Annotated in this window: 17 protein-coding genes; 14 read left to right on the forward strand and 3 right to left on the reverse strand. The window is 59.6% G+C overall.

Going from position 1 to position 18,777, the window contains the following annotated elements:
- Nucleotides 1–40 precede the first annotated feature (40 nt).
- The 14 genes from V7Z56_RS10245 (at nt 41) to V7Z56_RS10310 (ending at nt 15,229) form a co-directional block, all read left to right on the forward strand.
- A complete protein-coding gene (locus tag V7Z56_RS10245) occupies nt 41–694 on the forward strand; it encodes a CoxG family protein (RefSeq protein ID WP_334129328.1) in 654 nt (217 codons plus the stop codon).
- A gap of 139 nt (nt 695–833) precedes the next feature.
- Complete coding sequence (locus tag V7Z56_RS10250) at nt 834–1,301, forward strand: (2Fe-2S)-binding protein (protein ID WP_334129329.1); 468 nt, start codon at nt 834–836, stop codon at nt 1,299–1,301.
- Nucleotides 1,302–1,304: 3 nt separating this feature from the next.
- On the forward strand, nt 1,305–3,656 hold the full coding sequence (locus V7Z56_RS10255; protein ID WP_334129330.1) for a xanthine dehydrogenase family protein molybdopterin-binding subunit: 2,352 nt from the start codon (nt 1,305–1,307) through the stop codon (nt 3,654–3,656).
- 14 nt (nt 3,657–3,670) lie between these two features.
- Nucleotides 3,671–4,459 carry an FAD binding domain-containing protein gene (locus tag V7Z56_RS10260; protein ID WP_334129331.1) on the forward strand — a complete coding sequence of 263 codons (789 nt, stop codon included), beginning with the start codon at nt 3,671–3,673 and terminating at the stop codon, nt 4,457–4,459.
- A gap of 117 nt (nt 4,460–4,576) precedes the next feature.
- Entirely contained in the window at nt 4,577–5,503 is a 927-nt protein-coding gene (locus V7Z56_RS10265; protein ID WP_443023779.1) for an AAA family ATPase, read from the forward strand.
- Entirely contained in the window at nt 5,500–6,717 is a 1,218-nt protein-coding gene (locus tag V7Z56_RS10270; protein WP_334129333.1) for a vWA domain-containing protein, read from the forward strand. Before V7Z56_RS10265 ends, V7Z56_RS10270 begins: the two co-directional genes overlap by 4 nt.
- Entirely contained in the window at nt 6,714–7,049 is a 336-nt protein-coding gene (locus tag V7Z56_RS10275) for an XdhC family protein (RefSeq protein ID WP_334129334.1), read from the forward strand. The genes V7Z56_RS10270 and V7Z56_RS10275 overlap by 4 nt, the downstream gene beginning before the upstream one ends.
- Nucleotides 7,050–7,055: 6 nt before the next feature.
- Nucleotides 7,056–7,745: an XdhC family protein gene (locus tag V7Z56_RS10280; protein ID WP_334129335.1), complete on the forward strand. Its 690-nt coding sequence runs from the start codon at nt 7,056–7,058 to the stop codon at nt 7,743–7,745.
- A complete protein-coding gene (locus tag V7Z56_RS10285; RefSeq protein ID WP_334129337.1) occupies nt 7,742–9,370 on the forward strand; it encodes a molybdopterin-binding/glycosyltransferase family 2 protein in 1,629 nt (542 codons plus the stop codon). The genes V7Z56_RS10280 and V7Z56_RS10285 overlap by 4 nt, the downstream gene beginning before the upstream one ends.
- Before the next feature lie 10 nt (nt 9,371–9,380).
- Entirely contained in the window at nt 9,381–9,800 is a 420-nt protein-coding gene (locus tag V7Z56_RS10290) for an iron-sulfur cluster assembly scaffold protein (protein WP_334129338.1), read from the forward strand.
- A gap of 11 nt (nt 9,801–9,811) precedes the next feature.
- Nucleotides 9,812–10,033, forward strand: a complete 222-nt coding sequence (locus V7Z56_RS10295) for a DUF1289 domain-containing protein (protein ID WP_334129339.1) — start codon at nt 9,812–9,814, stop codon at nt 10,031–10,033.
- A gap of 69 nt (nt 10,034–10,102) precedes the next feature.
- Nucleotides 10,103–10,597: a cell wall hydrolase gene (locus tag V7Z56_RS10300; protein WP_334129340.1), complete on the forward strand. Its 495-nt coding sequence runs from the start codon at nt 10,103–10,105 to the stop codon at nt 10,595–10,597.
- A 361-nt stretch (nt 10,598–10,958) separates the two neighbouring features.
- Nucleotides 10,959–12,059 (forward strand): efflux RND transporter periplasmic adaptor subunit, encoded by a 1,101-nt coding sequence (locus V7Z56_RS10305; RefSeq protein WP_334129341.1) that lies wholly within the window; start codon nt 10,959–10,961, stop codon nt 12,057–12,059.
- Entirely contained in the window at nt 12,056–15,229 is a 3,174-nt protein-coding gene (locus tag V7Z56_RS10310; protein ID WP_334129342.1) for an efflux RND transporter permease subunit, read from the forward strand. Before V7Z56_RS10305 ends, V7Z56_RS10310 begins: the two co-directional genes overlap by 4 nt.
- Before the next feature lie 52 nt (nt 15,230–15,281).
- Here the strand turns inward: V7Z56_RS10310 and V7Z56_RS10315 are convergent, their stop codons facing one another.
- From V7Z56_RS10315 to V7Z56_RS10325, 3 genes are all read right to left on the reverse strand, one after another.
- On the reverse strand, nt 15,282–16,127 hold the full coding sequence (locus V7Z56_RS10315; RefSeq protein WP_334129343.1) for a CDP-alcohol phosphatidyltransferase family protein: 846 nt from the start codon (nt 16,125–16,127) through the stop codon (nt 15,282–15,284).
- Nucleotides 16,128–16,826: a phosphatidylserine decarboxylase gene (locus V7Z56_RS10320; protein WP_334129344.1), complete on the reverse strand. Its 699-nt coding sequence runs from the start codon at nt 16,824–16,826 to the stop codon at nt 16,128–16,130.
- A gap of 110 nt (nt 16,827–16,936) precedes the next feature.
- On the reverse strand, nt 16,937–18,769 hold the full coding sequence (locus tag V7Z56_RS10325; RefSeq protein WP_334129345.1) for an ABCB family ABC transporter ATP-binding protein/permease: 1,833 nt from the start codon (nt 18,767–18,769) through the stop codon (nt 16,937–16,939).
- Nucleotides 18,770–18,777 lie beyond the last annotated feature (8 nt).

The raw sequence follows: 18,777 nt of genomic DNA on the forward strand, positions 1-18,777 counted from the left end.
GTAGGCTGGAATCGTTATAAGAAAAAGTGGGAGTGAGCTCATGCAAATGACCGGCGAAGAACTTATCGTTGCCCCGCGCGATAAGGTCTGGAACGCTCTCAATGACCCGGAAATCCTCAGAGAATGCATTCCCGGTTGCCAGTCCATTGAAAAGCTGAGCGACACTGAATTTACGGCGACGGTGAAAGTCAAGGTCGGCCCGGTCTCCGCCAGTTTCAAGGGCGAGGTCACGCTCAGCAATATCGATGCGCCCAACAGCTATACAATCTCCGGTGAGGGCAAGGGCGGCGCTGCAGGGTTTGGCAAGGGAAGCGCCGATATCCGCCTCAGCGACGCGCCGGACGGAACGCTCCTCAACTATGACGTCAATGCCTCCGTCGGCGGCAAGATGGCGCAGATCGGCTCACGCCTCATCGACGGGACGGCAAAAAAGCTCGCGGGCGAGTTTTTTGCGAAATTCAACGAACTGGTGAGCGAAGGCGCGGCCGGCCCCGCAGAAATGGCCGAAACCGGCGAAGAAGCGGCGGAAGCGGCCCACGCTATTCCAGGCGGCGGCAGCCAAGGCCGGCCCCCCGTTCCCGAGGCACCGCCCGCCGCGATCGAGCCCGCCACGCCCGCCTGGCTGCGCCCCCGCGTTCTTGTCCCGCTCGTTATTATCGGCGCGGCGATCATCTATTTCCTCGCGCGCGGCTGAGCGGCCCGCACCGGATCATTCCGCCGTGAGGGACGGGATGCCTGAGTTAAAACTCGTATAGAGACCATGTGAACAGTTGAGGTAAGGTTAGACTTAAAAGACCCGATTCATTTCGTAAGATCAAGGGAGGTAAGATCATATGACAACCGTGTCGATGACGGTGAACGGCAGAAAAGTCAGCGCCGATGTGGCGCCAAATACGTTGCTCGTTCAATTTATCCGTGAAAATCTGCGCCTGACGGGCACCCATGTCGGCTGTGACACCAGCCAGTGCGGCGCCTGCACCGTGCATGTCAATGGCGACACCGTCAAATCCTGCACCATGCTGGCCGTACAGGCCGAAGGCGCGGAGGTGACGACCATCGAGGGGCTCGCCAAGAACGGCGAACTCCATCCCATGCAGGCGGCCTTCCGTGAAAATCACGGCTTGCAGTGCGGCTTCTGCACCCCCGGCATGATCATGAGCGCCATCGGCATCGTGAACCGCCACCCCAACCCGAGCGAGGAGACAATCCGGACCGAGCTGGAAGGGAATATCTGCCGCTGCACCGGCTATCACAATATCGTTCGCTCGGTGAAAGCCGCCGCGGAGATCATGGGAGGATGAGGCATGACACAGGAAACAGGGATCGGCGCATCGGTCAGGCGTAAGGAAGACTACCGGTTTATTACCGGCAAGGGACGTTATCTCGATGATATGAACAGGCCGGGTCAGGCTTACGGCTATTTCCTCCGCTCGCCCCACGCCTTCGCGAAGATCAGAAGCATCAATCTGGATGCGGCCAGGGCAGCGCCGGGCGTTGTCGATATCTTTACCGGCGCGGATATGGTCGCGGATGGTATCGGCGGGCTGATCTGCGGCTGGGCGATCACCAGCAAGGACGGCACCCCGCACAAGGCGCCGCCGCACAACAGCCTCGCGGTCGACGCGGTGCGTCACGTGGGCGATCAGGTGGCCTTCGTCATTGCCGAGACGCTGCAGCAGGCGAAAGATGCGGCCGAGTTGATCGACGTACATTATGACGTGCTGACGCCGGTCACGAATATTGCCAAGGCGCTTGAACCCGGCGCACCGCAGGTGCATGAAGAAGCGCCCGGAAATCTTTGTTTTGATTGGGAACTCGGCGATAAAGCCGCGGTCGATGCGGCGTTCGCAAGCGCTGCGCATATATCGAAGATTGATCTCGTCAACAATCGCCTCGCCCCCAATGCCATGGAGCCCCGGGCAGCGCTTGGCGAATATGATTCCGGGACCGACGAGCTCACGCTCTACACCACCAGCCAGAACCCGCATGTCGCGCGGCTGATCATGTCCGCCTTCCTCGGCATCGCGCCGGAGCATAAGCTCCGCGTCGTCGCCCCGGATGTCGGCGGCGGTTTCGGCAGCAAGATCTTCGTCTATGCCGAAGAGACGACGACCATCTGGGCGGCGCGCAAGATCAACCGTCCGGTCAAATGGACGGCGGAGCGGAGTGAAGCCTTCCTCACCGACGCACATGGCCGCGATCACGTGACCCATGCGGAACTCGCCATGGATCAGGAGGGCAAGGTCCTCGCCCTCCGCGTCTCGACGAAAGCCAATATGGGGGCGTATCTCTCGACTTTCGCGAGCGCGGTGCCGACCTATCTCTATGGGACGCTCCTCAGCGGTCAGTACAAGATCCCGCATATCTACTGCGAGGTGCAGGCCGGCTTCACCAACACCACCCCGGTCGATGCCTATCGCGGCGCCGGCCGGCCGGAGGCGACCTATGTGGTCGAGCGGATGATGGAAACGGCGGCGCGGGATCTCGGCATGGATCCGACCGAGTTCCGGCTGAAAAACTTTATCCAGCCGGACGCCTATCCCTATCAGACGCCGGTCATCATGAATTATGATTCCGGCAACTATCCGCTCGCCATGAATATGGCGAAGAAGCTGATCAATTACGACGGCTTCGCGGCCCGCAAGGCGCAGTCGGAAGCGAACGGCAAACGGCGCGGGATCGGCGTTGCGGCCTATATCGAGGCCTGCGGCATTGCGCCGTCGGCGGCGGTCGGCTCGCTCGGGGCCGGTGTCGGTCTCTGGGAATCGGCGGAAGTGCGCTTTAACCCGACCGGCAGCGTAACGGTCTTTACCGGCAGTCACAGCCACGGCCAGGGGCATGAGACGACCTTTGCGCAGATCATCGCCGACAAGCTTGGCGTGCCGATCGAAAGTGTCGAGGTCGTGCATGGGGACACCAGTAAAGTTCCCTTCGGTATGGGCACCTACGGCTCGCGCTCGCTTGCCGTCGGCGGCTCGGCGATTATCAAGGCGGTCGACAAGATCGTTGAGAAATCGAAGAAAATCGCCGCCCATCTCATGGAAGCCTCGGTTGAGGATATCGAGCATGAGCATGGCGTCTTCACCGTTGCCGGAACCGACAAGAAGCTCAGCATGGGCGAGATCGCTTTTGCCGCTTACGTGCCGCACAACTATCCGGCCGATGTTGAACCCGGCATGTCGGAAACCGCCTTCTATGATCCGCTCAACTTCACCTTCCCGGCGGGCACGCATATCGCCGAGGTGGAGATCGATCCCGCGACCGGCGTCGTCGAGATCGTCGACTGGGCGGCGACCGATGATTTCGGCAATATCATCAATCCGATGATCGTCGAAGGCCAGGTCCATGGCGGCGTCGCGCAAGGCATCGGCCAGGCGCTGCTCGAAGGCGTGATCTATGATGACGACAGCGGTCAGCTTTTGACCGGTTCCTACATGGATTACTGCATGCCGCGGGCCGACAATCTGCCGAATTTCCGCATTGAAACCACCAACACCCCCTGCCCGAGCAATCCGCTCGGCGTCAAGGGATGCGGGGAAGCGGGCGCCATCGCCGCTCCGGCGGCGCTGATGAACGCGATCGTCAATGCGATCGGCAAGGATATCGACATGCCGGCCACGCCCGAGAAAGTCTGGCGTGTCCTCAACAGCAACTAGAAGGGAGAGCAAAAATGTATTCTTTCGATTATGTACGCCCTTCGGGGGTCACGGAAGCGGCCGGCGCGGCGGGGGAGAACGACCGGTTTCTGGCCGGCGGGCAGACGCTGCTGCCGACCTTGAAGCTGCGCCTCTCGGAAGCCGACAAGCTGATCGATCTTGGCGGCATTCCCGATCTCAAGGGGATCAGCGTCAGCGGCTCGGAGGTGACCATCGGAGCGATGACGCGTCATGCGGATGTCGCGGGCTCGGCGGAGGTGAAGTCGGCCATTCCCGCCCTCGCCCATCTTGCGAGCCTGATTGGCGATCCGCAGGTCCGCAATCGCGGCACCATCGGGGGCTCCATCGCGAATAACGACCCTGCGGCGGACTATCCCGCTGCGCTGGTCGGGCTCGGCGCCACGGTTCATACGAACAAGCGCAGCATCGCGGCGGAGGATTTCTTCGTCGATCTCTTCGAGACCGCGCTTGAAGACGGGGAACTCGTCACAAAAGTCAGCTTCCCCGTCCCCGAAAAGGCGGGCTACGCCAAATTCCCGAATCCCGCCTCGCGCTTCGCACTAACCGGTGTGTTCGTCGCCAAAACGTCAGGCGGCGTCCGCGTTGCGGTGACCGGCGCCGGCCCCTGCGTCTTCCGGCAACGGGAGATGGAAGCCGCGCTTTACGGCAATTTCTCGCCCGATGCCGTCGCCAGTATCCGCACCGATCCATCCGATCTCAATGCGGATATTCATGCCTCGGCCGAATATCGCGCCCATCTGATTTCGGTTATGGCGGCGCGGGCGGTAAAAGCAGCGAAGTAACAGCTTTACCCTTGAGGGAGAAAAGGGGAGATTTTGACTTCCCCTTTTCTTCTTCCTCGTTTTAAAAAAACTTCCAATCGTTGGAAGCGGTCGCGCGCGACCAGTGAACCCCAGGGGATGCCACCCATGACAGAGAACCCGGCACAATCGATCGACAGCGTTCAGGAAATACTGCAGCAGGCCAATTATATCGCCGATCGCAGCCTCGCCACCGTGCTTTTCCTTGCGCTCCGGATGCGCCGTCCCCTCTTTCTCGAAGGCGAAGCGGGCGTCGGGAAAACCGAGATTGCCAAGGTTCTCGCCGAGCAGATGGGGCGGCCGCTGATCCGCCTGCAATGCTATGAAGGGCTGGATATCGGCTCGGCGGTCTATGAGTGGGATTATCCGCGCCAGATGATCGAAATCCGCCTCGCCGAGGCGACCGAGAATGCGGACCGCGACCGGCTGGCAAGCGATATTTTTTCTGAACGCTTCCTTATCAAGCGACCGCTCCTGCAGGCGCTCGAGACCACGGGCGGCACTGCGCCCGTGTTGCTGATCGACGAGCTTGACCGCACCGATGAGCCGTTTGAGGCGTTCCTCCTTGAAATGCTCTCGGACTTCCAGATCACCATCCCCGAGTTTGGCACCATCCGCGCGAGCGAGCCGCCCTGTGTCATCATCACCTCGAACCGCACGCGGGAGATTCATGATGCATTAAAGCGCCGCTGTCTCTATCACTGGGTCGATTACCCCGATGCGGCGCGCGAAAAAGAGATCATCAATCGCAAGTTGCCGCGCGTGAACGCCCGCCTTTCGGAACAGATCGTCCGTTTCGTGCAGCAACTGCGCGAGGATCCGGGCCTCTTCAAGCTGCCGGGCGTCGCCGAGACGCTGGACTGGGCCAATGCGCTGACCGAGCTTGATATCATCAGCCTCGACCCCGATATTATTAATGATACCCTGGGTGTATTGCTGAAATATCAGGATGACATCGCCAAAGTGCAGGGCAGCGAAGCGGCGATGATTATCCAGCGGATCAATAGCGAGATGGAAACAGCATGACAGACGCCGGCGATATCGATGGCGGCAGATTTGCGGAGAATATCCTGCATTTCGCCCGCACGTTGCGCCGCGCCGGCCTGCCTGTGGGTCCCGGCCGGGTGATCGAGGCCCTCGCCGCCGTCGAGGCGGCGGGCATCCGCCGCCGGGAGGATTTTTACTGGACGCTGCATTCGGTCTTCGTCAACCGCCGCGATCAGCGCGAAATTTTCGATCAGGCCTTTCACGTGTTCTGGCGCAATCCGGAGCTTTTGAAGCGGATGATGGACATGATGCTGCCGGGAACATTTCTCGACAGCGTCAAACGCGATGATCAGAAAGAAATCAGCCGCCGCCTGTCAGAAGCTCTCGCGCCCGCCCCGGTCGATGCGGAAAGCACGGAGGAGCAGGAAGAGATCGAGATCAACGCGACGCTCACCGCCTCCGACAGCGAGCTCTTGCAGTCGAAAGATTTCGAGACCATGAGCGGCGCCGAGATGGAGGAAGCAAAACGCGTCATGGCAACGCTAAAGCTGCCAATTCGAAACGTCAAGATACGCCGGCAAGTTTCTGACAATCATGGGAAAATGATCGATATGAGGCGGAGCATGCGGGCCAGCCTCAAAAGCGGCGGCGCGACCATTCCGCTCCGTTTCAAATCCCGCGCGAGCCGCCCGCCGCCGCTTGTCATTCTCTGTGATATTTCGGGTTCGATGGCGCAGTACAGCCGGATGCTGCTGCATTTCATTCACGCCCTCACCAATGATCGGGACCGGGTACATACTTTTGTTTTCGGCACTCGCCTCACCAATATCACCCGCTTTATGCGCTACCGCGATGTCGATGCCGCGCTTGAAGCGGTGGGTGAGCGGGTCGAGGACTGGTCGGGCGGGACGCGCATTGGGGCGACCATTCGCGAGTTCAACAAATTCTGGTCCCGCCGCGTTCTCGGTCAGGGGGCGATTGTGCTGCTGATCTCGGACGGGCTCGATCGTTCGGCCGGCGAAGGCCTCGGCGCCGAGATGGAGCGGCTGCACAAATCCTGCCGCCAGCTCATCTGGCTGAACCCGCTGCTGCGCTTTGAGGGGTTCGAGCCCCGCTCCAAGGGAGTGAAGGCGATCCTGCCCCATGTGGACCAATTCCGTACCGTGCATAATCTCAACAGCCTCCGCGACCTTGCCGATGCGCTCTCGAAGCCGCAGGAGGCGTTCCCGGAAAATAGGAGCTTTGCCGCATGACACATCCATCCTCCCTGCCCGTTGACGACGTTCTCGCCCAGGCGCTTGACTGGCGGGAACAGGGCAAAAAAGTTGCGCTCGCGACCGTTATCAATACCTGGGGGTCAGCGCCCCGCCCCGCCGGCAGCCAGCTCGCCGTGGACGAAGACGGTGAAATGATCGGCTCGGTCAGCGGCGGCTGCGTTGAAGGCGCGGTCATTCAGGAGGCCTTGGCGGTCATGGACAAGGGCGCGCCGAAGCTGCTCGAATTTGGCGTCACCAATGACGAGGCGTGGGAAGTCGGCCTTGCCTGCGGCGGCAAGATCAGCGTTTTCGTGGAAAAGCTGGACTAAGCCGCCATGCGAAAAGCCGTTCTTGAAGAATTACAGAAGGCGCGGGCGGAAAAGCGACAGGTCGTGCTGGTCACGAACCTCGGAAACGGAGATCAGGAACTCATCTATCCATTTGAAATGGATAAGAAATCAGATCTTTATGACGCCGCTCGAGCAGCCCTCCGGCATGATAAGCCGGCCGTCGTCGATCTGCCCGAAGGCTCGGTTTTTCTCAATATTTTCAACCCGCCGCTTCGGCTTTTTATTATCGGCGCCGTACATATCGCGCAAAGTCTGGCGCCCATGGCGGCAAGCGCCGAATATGAGGTGACGGTCATCGATCCGCGCCGCAGCTTCGGCTCCACCTTCCGCTTTCCGAACGTCCATCTCGATAACCGCTGGCCCGATGAGGCGCTCGCGGATCTCAAGCCGGACCGGCGAAGCGCCATTGTCACCCTCACCCACGACGCCAAGCTCGATGATCCGGCGCTGCAACATGCGCTGCGCTCGGATGCGTTCTATATCGGCGCATTGGGAAGCGGCCGCACCCACGCCAAGCGCCAGCAGCGCCTTCTGAAAGCCGGCTTTACGGAGGCGGATTTCGCGCGCATTCACGGCCCCATCGGGCTTGATATCGGCGCCAAGTCGCCGGCGGAGATCGCCATCTCCATCATGGCGGAAATCACGGCCGTGCTGCGCGGAAAGGCGGCGTCATGATTTTCAAACGTTTCCCCCTCGATGAAGCCGAAGGCACGCTGCTTGCCCATGCCGTGGAGACGGCGCCCGGAAAGCTCCTCCGCAAGGGACATATCCTCACAAAAGAAGATATTGAGCGCTTAAAATTCAATGGGATGGATGCGGTTCTTGCGGCTCGTCTTGAGGATGGGGATGTCGAAGAAAATAACGCGGCCGAGATCATCTCCTCGCTTCTCAACGGACCCAATGTCACCGTGAAGCCGCCTTTTACCGGGCGCTGCAATCTCACCGCCGACCGGCGCGGCATCGTCCTTTTGAACCGGGAACTTCTGCGGGCGATCAATCATCTCGACGAGGCGATCACCGTCGCCACCATGTCGCCCTATGATCTTGTCGAGAGCGGCCAGATCATTGCGACCGTCAAGATCATTACCTTTTCTGTACCGGAAGAAAAGATCGCGGCAATCAAAAAGCTGGTCGCGGAGGCAAAGACGCCGCTCCTTTCCGTGCAGCCCTTCGCGCGCAAGTCGATCGGCGTCATTTCGACATTGCTGCCAAGCACGAAGGAGAGCGTTATCACCCGATCCGAGCAGGTGATGGAAAATCGCCTTTCAAGATATGGTAATGAAAGCAATCATTTACGGAGATGCGCTCACAACGAAAATGATATCGCCGCGAGCATCCGGGAGTTGGATGCCGAAGGCTGCGACATGATCTTCATCTTCGGCGCCTCCGCCATCACGGATCGCGGCGACATCATCCCGATGGGGATCGTGAACGCCGGCGGGGTGATCGATCATCTCGGCATCCCGGTCGATCCCGGCAACCTCCTCCTTCTTGGGAACTTGCGCGGCAAGCCGGTGGTCGGGCTGCCGAGTTGCACCCGCTCGCCGAAAATGAACGGCTTTGACTGGGTGCTGGAGCGCCTTCTCGCCGATATTCCGATCACGAGTACGGATCTAATGGATCTCGGCGAAGGGGGACTGCTCAAGGAAATTCCGGGCCGCCCGCAGCCGCGCCAGCAGGAAATGCGGCCGATCAGCCCTGATAATCGCAAATCCGTTGCCGTTCTCATACTTGCGGCCGGCCAGTCGCGCCGCATGGGACGGGAGAACAAGCTCCTCGCGAAGATCAGTGGCAAGCCCCTGCTCCGTCATATCGCTGAAGAAGCCATCAAGTCCAACGCCCGCGCCGTCTATGCGGTCACGGGACATGAGCGCGAGCGCGTCCAGGGCCTTCTTGCCGATCTGAAGATAGAAACCGTCCACAATCCGGATTTTGCGAGCGGCCTCAGCAGCAGCCTCAAAACGGGCTTTCGCGCCCTTGCCGATCGCTATGACGGCATCCTTGTCTGCCTTGGAGATATGCCCTTTATCACGGCCGCCCTGCTCGACAAGCTGATCGACGCGTTTGATGTTGCGGACGGGCGCAGCATTGTCGTCCCGACCTATCGCGGCAAACGCGGCAATCCGGTCCTGATTGCAACTGACCTCAAAGAATCGATCCAGACGCTGACCGGCGATATCGGCGCCAAATCACTGATTGCCGAAAACGAGGATCTGGTCTTCAATGTCGAGGCCGACAAGGAAAGTATTTTCACGGATATCGACACGCCCGATATACTGGAAAAATTTCGCCAATCATAAGGGCCTTCGAATGGACGAGCTTTATCAGAAGAGTTTGCTGCGGCTTGCCGCCAACGCGAGCGGGGCGGGCGAAATCGCCAAGCCCGACGCGGAGGAGACGCGCGACAATCCCACCTGCGGCGACCGGATTACTGTCCAGATCACAGTCCGGGACGGCGTGATTACCGATCTCAAGCATCAGAACCGCTCCTGCATGCTCTGCCAGGCGTCCGCCTCTCTCATCGGGGAAAATGCCGTTGGGAAGACTTTTGCAGATATTCTTGATGCGCGCGCCGAAATGGCGAATATGCTGCGAGAGGAGACGGAGACGAGCGTGATCGCGTGGCCCGAGTTCGGGCATTTTCGCGCCGTGAGCGCGCATCCGAGCCGGCACAACTGCGTCCTTCTGCCTTTCGATACGCTCCTTGGCGCATTTGAGAAATTACATTAAGAAAGAAAGATATGTTACAGCTGAACAAGAAAAACAAGAAAGCTCCCGACGTCCCCTCTCCCTGCATCGGCATTTGCAGCATGGATGAGGAGACTGTCTATTGCCGCGGCTGTTATCGCACCCGCGATGAAATCGGCGGCTGGGTCCTGATGAGCCGGGATGAAAAGCTCGCCCTTCTCGAAATCTCCCGCACCCGGCGCAAGGCGGCGCGGCGGGCTAACGCAAAGTCATAATTCTGCCCCTTTCCCCGGGTTTACTCACGAAAGCAACTCTAGGCTCCCGTGAATTTGGAAGGAGGCGCAATGTATATAAAAAGATTGGGCCTTCTCGCGGCCATGGTTACTGCAACCTCGCTTTTCGCAATGGCCTGTTTCACGCCGGCGGATGCCGAGTCAGATGTCGCTGCGGCCGATGATCCGGATCTTGTCTGTCTCGCCCAGGCCGTTTATTTCGAGGCTCGCGGCGAGCCCTACAGCGGCCAGATCGCGGTTGCACAGGTTGTCCACAACCGCGTGCTGGACCGATCCAAGAGCTATTGCGAGATTGTCTTTGAAGGCAGCCATCGCCGCAACGCCTGCCAGTTTTCCTTCGCCTGTGACGGCAAGTCGGATGAGCCGACAGATATGGTCTCCTGGGATCGCGCCCTTCGGATTGCAACGCTCGTCAAAAGCGGATATATGCGCGACCTCTCCGGAAACGCCACCTTCTACCATGCCCATTACGTCTCCCCGAGCTGGGCTGAGCAGCTCGAAAAGACGGTCAACATCGGCAATCATATCTTCTATCGCAAGATCTAGCGCGCATCGCGCGCGCCTGCCCGCTCCCCGCCTTCGGCGTTCGCGTCCGCCCGTTATCGCAACTTCGTGATAAAGATCACACGCAAGCATCTGGAATGGCTCGATAAAAAATTGCAAATATGCCGGGTTGATATATTGTCTTCCCGCAGATGAGCATTGATTTTCAGTAATCCGGACCCCGCAATTCAGATAACGAGTGGCTCCATGGATATTTGCACCCCCGGTCGCGCTTTATATGCCCTGGAAGATGCAACGGATTACGGCATTCCGTATCAAAATAACAATATAATAAATGAGAATGGCGTCACGGTAGTCTCGCGTTGCCGCAACGCCGCTGGTCGCAGGCAGGAGAGGTAGTAACGTGAACCGTTCGATCATCATTGCGATTGTCATCGCGCTTTCGGCTGTTGCCTGGATCGTCTCCGGGCAGATCGGCGGCAATGAGGGCGCCGACGCAAGCATAGAGGCAACCGACGCGCCCGCGGCCAATAGCCCGGCGGCGGACAAGCCCGTCATGGCCGTTCGCTATCGCACCTTCACGGCAAGCGCGCATCAGCAGAAAATCACCGTTCACGGCAAAACCGAAGCCAATCGCCTTGTCGAAATCAAGGCCGAAGTCGCGGGCCGGGTTGACAAGGTTCATGTCGATGCCGGTGATCGCGTCAAAAAAGGCGATGTGATTGTCAGCTTTGATCTGAAGGATAACGAAGCACGGCTGCAGGAGGCGGAGGCCCTTGTCCGCCAGCGGGAGATCGAGTTCAATGCGGCAAAGCAGCTCAACCAGCGGGGCTTCAGCGCCGATACCACACTTGCAAGCGCCAAGGCACAGCTTGACAGCGCCCGGGCGCAGATGAAGGCGATGACCATCCGCCTCAATGAGTTAAAGGTCAAGGCGCCGTTCGACGGCGTGATCGAAAAGCGCTCTGCCGAGATTGGCGATTACGTCCTCGAGGGCAATCCCATTGCCACCATCGTCGAGAGCGATCCGCTGCTCGTCACCGGCGAGGTATCCGAGCTTCAGGTCGGTTACCTCAAGGTCGGCGGCGAAGGCGTCGCCCGGCTTGCAACGGGGGAAACGGTGACCGGCCGGGTCAAGTTTGTCGGCACCGTCGCCAATCCGGAGACACGCACTTTTCGCATTGAGCTCGAAATCCCGAATGAGGGCTATAAGCTCCGAAGTGGCGTGACCGCGGCGATTACCTTCAATACCGCCTCCGTCATGGCGCATTTAATCTCACCCGCTTTCCTAACGCTCGACGACAAGGGCGTGCTGGGCCTGCGCGCGGTCGGTGAGGATGAGACGGTTGTCTTTTATCCCGTCACGCTGCTCACCGGGACGGATGCCGGCACCTGGGTGAGCGGTCTGCCCGAGACGGTCAGTATCATTGTTGTCGGCCAGGATTTCGTTCGCGACGGCGACAAGGTGCGCCCGACCGTCTACACCGTCGAGGCGGAACAATGAACGCGATTATTGATGCCGCGATAGAACGTGCCCGCACCGTTGTCGCTGTCCTGCTGCTGATCCTGACCGCGGGGACTTATGCGTATATCGATATTCCGAAGGAATCCGATCCCGATATCAATATTCCGATCATCTATGTCTCCATGACGCATGAAGGCATCTCCCCCGAAGATGCCGAACGGCTGCTGATCCGCCCGATGGAGCTTGAGCTTCGCTCCATCGAAGGGGTCAAGGAGATGACGGCGGCAGCGGCGGAAGGCCATGCCTCGGTCACGCTTGAGTTCGATGCCGGCTTCGACGTCGACAAGGCGCTGCAGGACGTCCGCGAAAAAGTCGATCTCGCGAAGGTCGAGCTTCCGGCCGAGACCGAGGAGCCGACGGTCAATGAGGTGAATTTCGCCCTCTTCCCCGTCATCGTGGTGACGCTTTCCGGCGACGTACCGCTCCGCACGCTGATCCGTCTCGCGCGGGACATGGAAGATCGCATTGAAGCGGTGCCGGGCGTGCTTGAGGTCGATATCGGCGGCGACCGCGAGGAAGTCCTCGAGGTTATTATCGACCCGGTAAAGCTCGAAAGCTATCGGATCTCCAACGCCGAGCTGATCAATATCGTCGTCTCCAATAACAAACTTGTTGCCGCAGGCTCTATGGATACGGGACAGGGACGCTTCTCGATCAAGGTGCCCGGTCTTTACAAAACGGCGGCGGATGTGCTCGATCTGCCGATCAAGGTCAGCGAGGACGGCGTCGTCACGCTGCGCGATATCACCGATATCCGCCGCACCTTCAAGGATGCGGAAAGCTTTGCGCGCCTCGACGGGCGCCCGGCCATCGCGCTCGAAGTCAAGAAGCGTGTCGGAATGAACATCATCGAGACGATCGAGGCCGTGAAAACCGCCGTCGCCGAGGAGCAGAAATACTGGCCCGACAGCGTCATCGTCACCTATACGCAGGATCGCTCGGGCGATATCCGCACGATGCTCAGCGACCTGCAGAACAATATCATCAGCGCCATAATCCTCGTGATGATCATCGTCATCAGCGCGATGGGCGTCCGCACGGCCGGCCTCGTGGGCCTCTCCATCCCGGGGTCATTCCTGATCGGCATTCTCTATATGTATCTCTTCGGGATGACCATCAATATCGTCGTGCTGTTCGGGCTGATCCTGGCCGTCGGTATGCTGGTTGACGGCGCTATTGTCGTCACCGAGTTTGCCGATCGCAAGATGGCGGAAGGCATTGCGAAGAAAGAGGCCTATGCCCTTGCCGCAAAACGGATGGCATGGCCGATCACAGCATCGACGGTGACAACGCTCGCCGTCTTTCTCCCGTTGATGTTCTGGCCCGGCATGGTCGGAGAATTTATGCGCTTCCTGCCGCTCACCCTGATCACGACGCTGACCGGCTCGCTGCTGATGGCGCTGATCTTTGTCCCCACGCTCGGAACAATTTTCGGCAAACCGGGCTCGATGAACCCAAAAACGCTGGCGGCCCTGTCGGCGGCGGAAGGCGGCGACATTCGCAAAATCGGTGGCGCTACGGGGATCTACGTGCGCGTGCTGGAAGCCTGCGTCCACAACCCTGGCAAAATCGTGATGCTTGGCATCGCGACGCTGGTTGGGGTGCAGGTATATTACGCGACCCATGGAAATGGCGTTGAATTTTTCCCCGATGTGGAGCCGGAGGTTGCACTCGTCTACGTTCACGCGCGCGGCAATATGTCGATCCATGAGCAGGATCAGCTCGTCCGCGAGGTGGAGAATGAGATCCTCAAACTCGATGATTTCAAGTCGATCTATACGCGTGTGAGCTCCAGTGGCCGCGGCGGGCAGGATGTCTCGGAAGACGTCATCGGCACAATCCAGATGGAGTTCAAGGAGTGGCAGGAACGCCGCCCGGCGCACGATGTCTTTGAGGATATCCGCAAGCGAACAGCGCATTTGAGCGGCATTATCGTTGAAACCCGCGAGCCCGATGCCGGGCCGCCAACGGGCAAGGATATCCAGATCCAGCTCTCGTCCCGCGATCCCGACCTGCTGCCGCCGGCGATTGCGAAAATCCGCGATCATCTGGAAACCAATGTCAGCGATCTTATAGATATCGAGGACAGCCGCCCAATGCCGGGCATCGAATGGCAGGTCACCGTCAACCGCGAAATGGCCGGGCGGTTCGGCGCCGATATCATGACGGTGGGCAAAACGATCCAGCTCGTCACCAATGGTATCAAGGTCGACGAATACCGTCCCAATGACGCAGATGACGAGGTGGATATCCGCCTCCGCTTTCCCGACGGCAAGCGGAGCCTCGACGAACTCGACAATCTTCGCGTCATGACGGATATGGGGATGATCCCGCTGTCAAACTTCGTAACCCGCACCGCACAGCAGAAGGTCGGAAGCATCAATCGCTCCAACGCGCAGCGTGTCATGACGATAAAGGCGAATGTCGTGCCGGGCATTCTGGTCGATGACAAGGTTCGAGAAATCCAAAGCTGGCTCGCTGAGGATGCCGATCTCGGGCGCGACGTGAGCTACGTTTTCAAGGGTCAGGACGAGGAGCAGAAAAAAGCGCAGGATTTTCTCGGCAAGGCCTTTTTTGTCGCGATTTTCCTGATGGCGATCATTCTTGTGACGCAGTTTAACAGCTTCTATCACGCCTTCCTCATCCTGACGGCCGTAATCATGTCGACGATCGGCGTGTTCGTCGGGCTGATCGTCACCGGCCAGCCGTTCGGCATCGTCATGACGGGCGTCGGGGTGATTTCGCTCGCCGGAATTGTCGTCAACAACAACATCATCCTGATCGACACATATGCGGTGCTGCGCCGTCAGGGCATGCCGCCGCTTGAAGCGGTGCTGCGCACCGGCGCGCAGCGCCTTCGCCCGGTCATGCTGACGACGATCACGACGATCTGCGGGCTGCTGCCGATGGCGCTGCAGCTCAATATCAACTTCATCAGCCGCGAAGTGTCAGTCGGCGCCCCCTCTTCGCAATGGTGGGTGCAGCTCTCGACAGCCGTTGCCTTCGGCCTCACCTTCGCGACGGTGCTGACGCTGCTGATGACGTCGTCCCTTCTGATGCTGGGCGCGAATGTCAGCGCAAGCCTTGAGCGGCGTCGCGCACGGCGGGCCGAGAAGCGCGCTGCGGGCAAAGCACACTCCGCGGAATAGTGAAAAACTATGGATCAGGCCGAAAACGTTCCGGGACAGAAGCTGAAATCCCTCAGCTTCTGTTGCCGCCGTTCTCCATCGCATCGTCCTGCAAATCGCCGTCGTCATCGCCACTGTCGCAGGGCTCATCGAGCGGCACGCCCGCCTGTTCCTGCTCCTTCAGGCGACGATAGCTGAGGATTGCAAAGGGAATGCTGGCGAGGTAGACAACCGCGATCACCGACAATAGCTGCCAGGGATAGCTGAAGAAAATTGCCGCGAACACGCCGACGAAGAGGAGCAGCGGCATGATAAAGCGGCGGGCGATACGGACGCGCTTGATCGAAAAGGTCGGGATGCGGCTCGCCATCAGAAAGGCGATGAGCATCATCCAGCCGGCATTCAGATAAGACGAGCGGAAGACATCACTCTCGGCATAGAAGCTGATAACCATAAAGAGCAGCGCGATGGAGGCGCCCGCCGGCGCGGCGATGCCGGTGAAATAGCGGGCTGCCCAGGCCGGCTGCGCATGATCGAGCATCGAATTGAAGCGCGCGAGACGGAGGCCGCAGGAGACCGTGAAGACGAGCGCGATCACCCAGCCTGCGCCGCCGAGCCCGCTCTCCAGCGTCCAGAGGAAAAGCACCATGCCGGGCGCGACGCCGAAGCTGACGAAATCGGAGAGCGAGTCGAGTTCCGCGCCAAACCGCGAGGTGCTGTTAAGAAGCCGCGCCATCCGCCCGTCGAGCCCGTCGAGTACGCCCGCAGCCAAAATGGCCACGACCGCCATCTCCCAGCGTTCATCGAGCGCAAATCGCACCGACGTCAGCCCCGCGCAAAGCGCCAGCGTCGTCAGCATATTGGGAATAAGCGAGTTGAGCGACGTAAAGCGGAGACGGCGATGCTGCGGCGTGCTCATCTAGCGAACCTCCACCGCCATCGGCGCCTCATTGCCCGCCTTGAGATCGGCGATGATCGTCTCTCCGCCGATCATGTTCTGGCCGACGCCAATGAGCGGTTCGACCCCGTCGGGGAGATAGATGTCGGTCCGGCTGCCAAAACGGATGAGGCCGAAGCGCTCGCCCGTCCGCACGACCTGATTATCGCTGAGATAACAGAGGATCCGCCGCGCGATAAGGCCCGCGATCTGGACGAACACGATGTCGTTGCCGTCGTTGTCGCGAAGGTGGATCGCGTGACGCTCATTCTCTTCCGATGCCTTGTCGAGCGAGGCGTTCAGGAACTTGCCGGGGCGGTACACCTGCCGGATCACCGTTCCGCCAATCGGCACGCGGTTGACATGCACGTTAAAGACGTTGAGGAAAATGCTGATCCTGAGCCGGGGATCGGGCCCGAGGCCGAGCTCCTCTGGCGGCACCGCCCGCTCGATCAACTGCACGACACCATCGGCGGGGCTGACAATCAGCCCGTCCCGCGTCGGCACATGGCGGTCGGGATCGCGGAAGAAATATACGCACCAGAGCGTCAGGATAACACCGATCCAGCCCAGCAGCGGCCAGGTGAACAGAAACAGCAGGAGCGTGATCCCGGCGAAGATCGCGACAAAGCGATATCCTTCACGATTGATCGGCACCAGCACTGACTTCAGCATATCCATAAAAACGACCTCCGGGCCTGCAAAACTTCAGGAAATCAGGTCATACATGATGTGATCTTCAAATAGAACAAAAAGATGATCACAAAACTGTTCAGCCCCGATTGTACCGTTTAATCCATCACCTGCTCAAGTTTCTCCTGATAACTTGCCGCCTCCTGCTGGCGCGCCCACATGGCGGCATACTGGCCTTCCATGGCGAGCAGGTCGGCATGGCGCCCGCGCTCAACAATGCGGCCTTTATCGAGCACGATGATCTCGTCCGCATCGATCACCGTGGAGAGACGATGGGCGATAATCAGCGTCGTCCGATCACGCGATACCTCGGCGAGGCTCCCCTGTATCTCCTTCTCCGTCCGGGAATCGAGCGCCGATGTCGCCTCATCGAAGAGCAGGATCAGCGGCCGCTTGAGGATTGTGCGGGCGATCGCGACGCGCTGCTTCTCCCCGCCCGACAGCTTCAGCCCCCGCTCCCCGACCATGGTGTTGTAGCCGTCCGGGAGTTCGGCAATGAATTTGTCGATGCTGGCGAGGCGCGCCGCCTCCGCAATCTCCTCGTCGCTCGCTCCCGGCCGGCCGTAGCCGATGTTATAGCGAATCGTATCGTTAAAGAGCACCGTATCCTGCGGCACGATGCCGATGGCGGCGCGGAGCGATTCCTGTGTCACCTCGTTGATCTTCTGCCCGTCGATGGCGACATAACCGCTGTCGACATCGTAAAAGCGAAAGAGAATGCGCGAGATGGTCGACTTGCCCGCGCCCGAGGGTCCGACAAGTGCCGTCGTCTTTCCGGGCGGCACTGTGAAGCTGACGTCATGCAGGATCTGGCGATTACTCTCATAGCCGAAATTGACATGATGAAAGACAACCTCTCCGCCGCCCGGCCTGAGCGGCGTCGCCCCCGGCAGATCCCCCACCTCCCGGCTGATGGTCAGCAGCTCGAACATCTTCTCCATATCGACGAGGCTCTGCTTGATCTCGCGATAGACGAAGCCGAGGAAGTTGAGCGGCGTCATCAGCAGCATGATAAAGGCGTGAATGGCGACGAAATCACCGACCGTATAGATCCCGTTGACGACGCCCTTTGCCGTAATCAGCATGACCGCGACGAGGCCGGCGCTGATTACCACGCCCTGCCCGACATTGAGGAGCGCAAGCGTCGTGTTGCTTTTCACGGCAGCGACTTCATAGGAGGCAAGCGCCGCATCAAAGCGGCGCGCCTCGTGATTTTCATTGCCGAAATATTTGACCGTCTCAAAGTTGATCAGGCTGTCGATCGCCTTGGTGTTTGCCTCGCTGTCCTTCTCATTCATGGTGCGGCGAAAGCGGAGCCGCCATTCCGTCACGGTGACAGTGAAGACGATGTAAGTGACGAGCGTGACGAAAGTGATCAGTGACAGCTCCCAACCATATTCAACAAGCAGGATGCCCGAGACGAAGAGGATCTTGAGAAGCGTCGGCACGATATTGAAGAGCATGAAGCGGAGCAGGAATTCGATGCTCTTGGTGCCCCTCTCGATCACCCGGTTCAGCCCGCCCGTCTGCCGCTCGAGATGAAAACGTAAAGAGAGTTGATGCAGATGGCGGAAGGTTTTGAGCGCCACCTGGCGGATCGCATTCTGGCCGACCTTTGCGAACACCGCATCGCGCAGCTCGGAGAAGGACTGCGTCAGGATCCGCGCGATACCGAAGGCAACGATCAGCCCGATCGGCATCACGATCACCGGACTGACATCTCCCGTCATGGCATCGACGATGAATTTCATAAGGTAGGGCGAATAAACGGACGCGACCTCGGCGAGGATAATCAGCACCGCCGCGATAATCACCCGCGCCTTCAGATCGCGCCGTCCGTCCATCCAGAGATAACTCGCGAGGGTGCGGAGCGTTTGCAGATGCCCGCGCGAGGGGGCCTGGCTATGACTGTCGAATTGCGGACGGCTCATGTGACTGC

Source organism: Sneathiella sp. (genome assembly GCF_036844445.1).
In the GTDB taxonomy this organism is placed as follows: domain Bacteria; phylum Pseudomonadota; class Alphaproteobacteria; order Sneathiellales; family Sneathiellaceae; genus Sneathiella.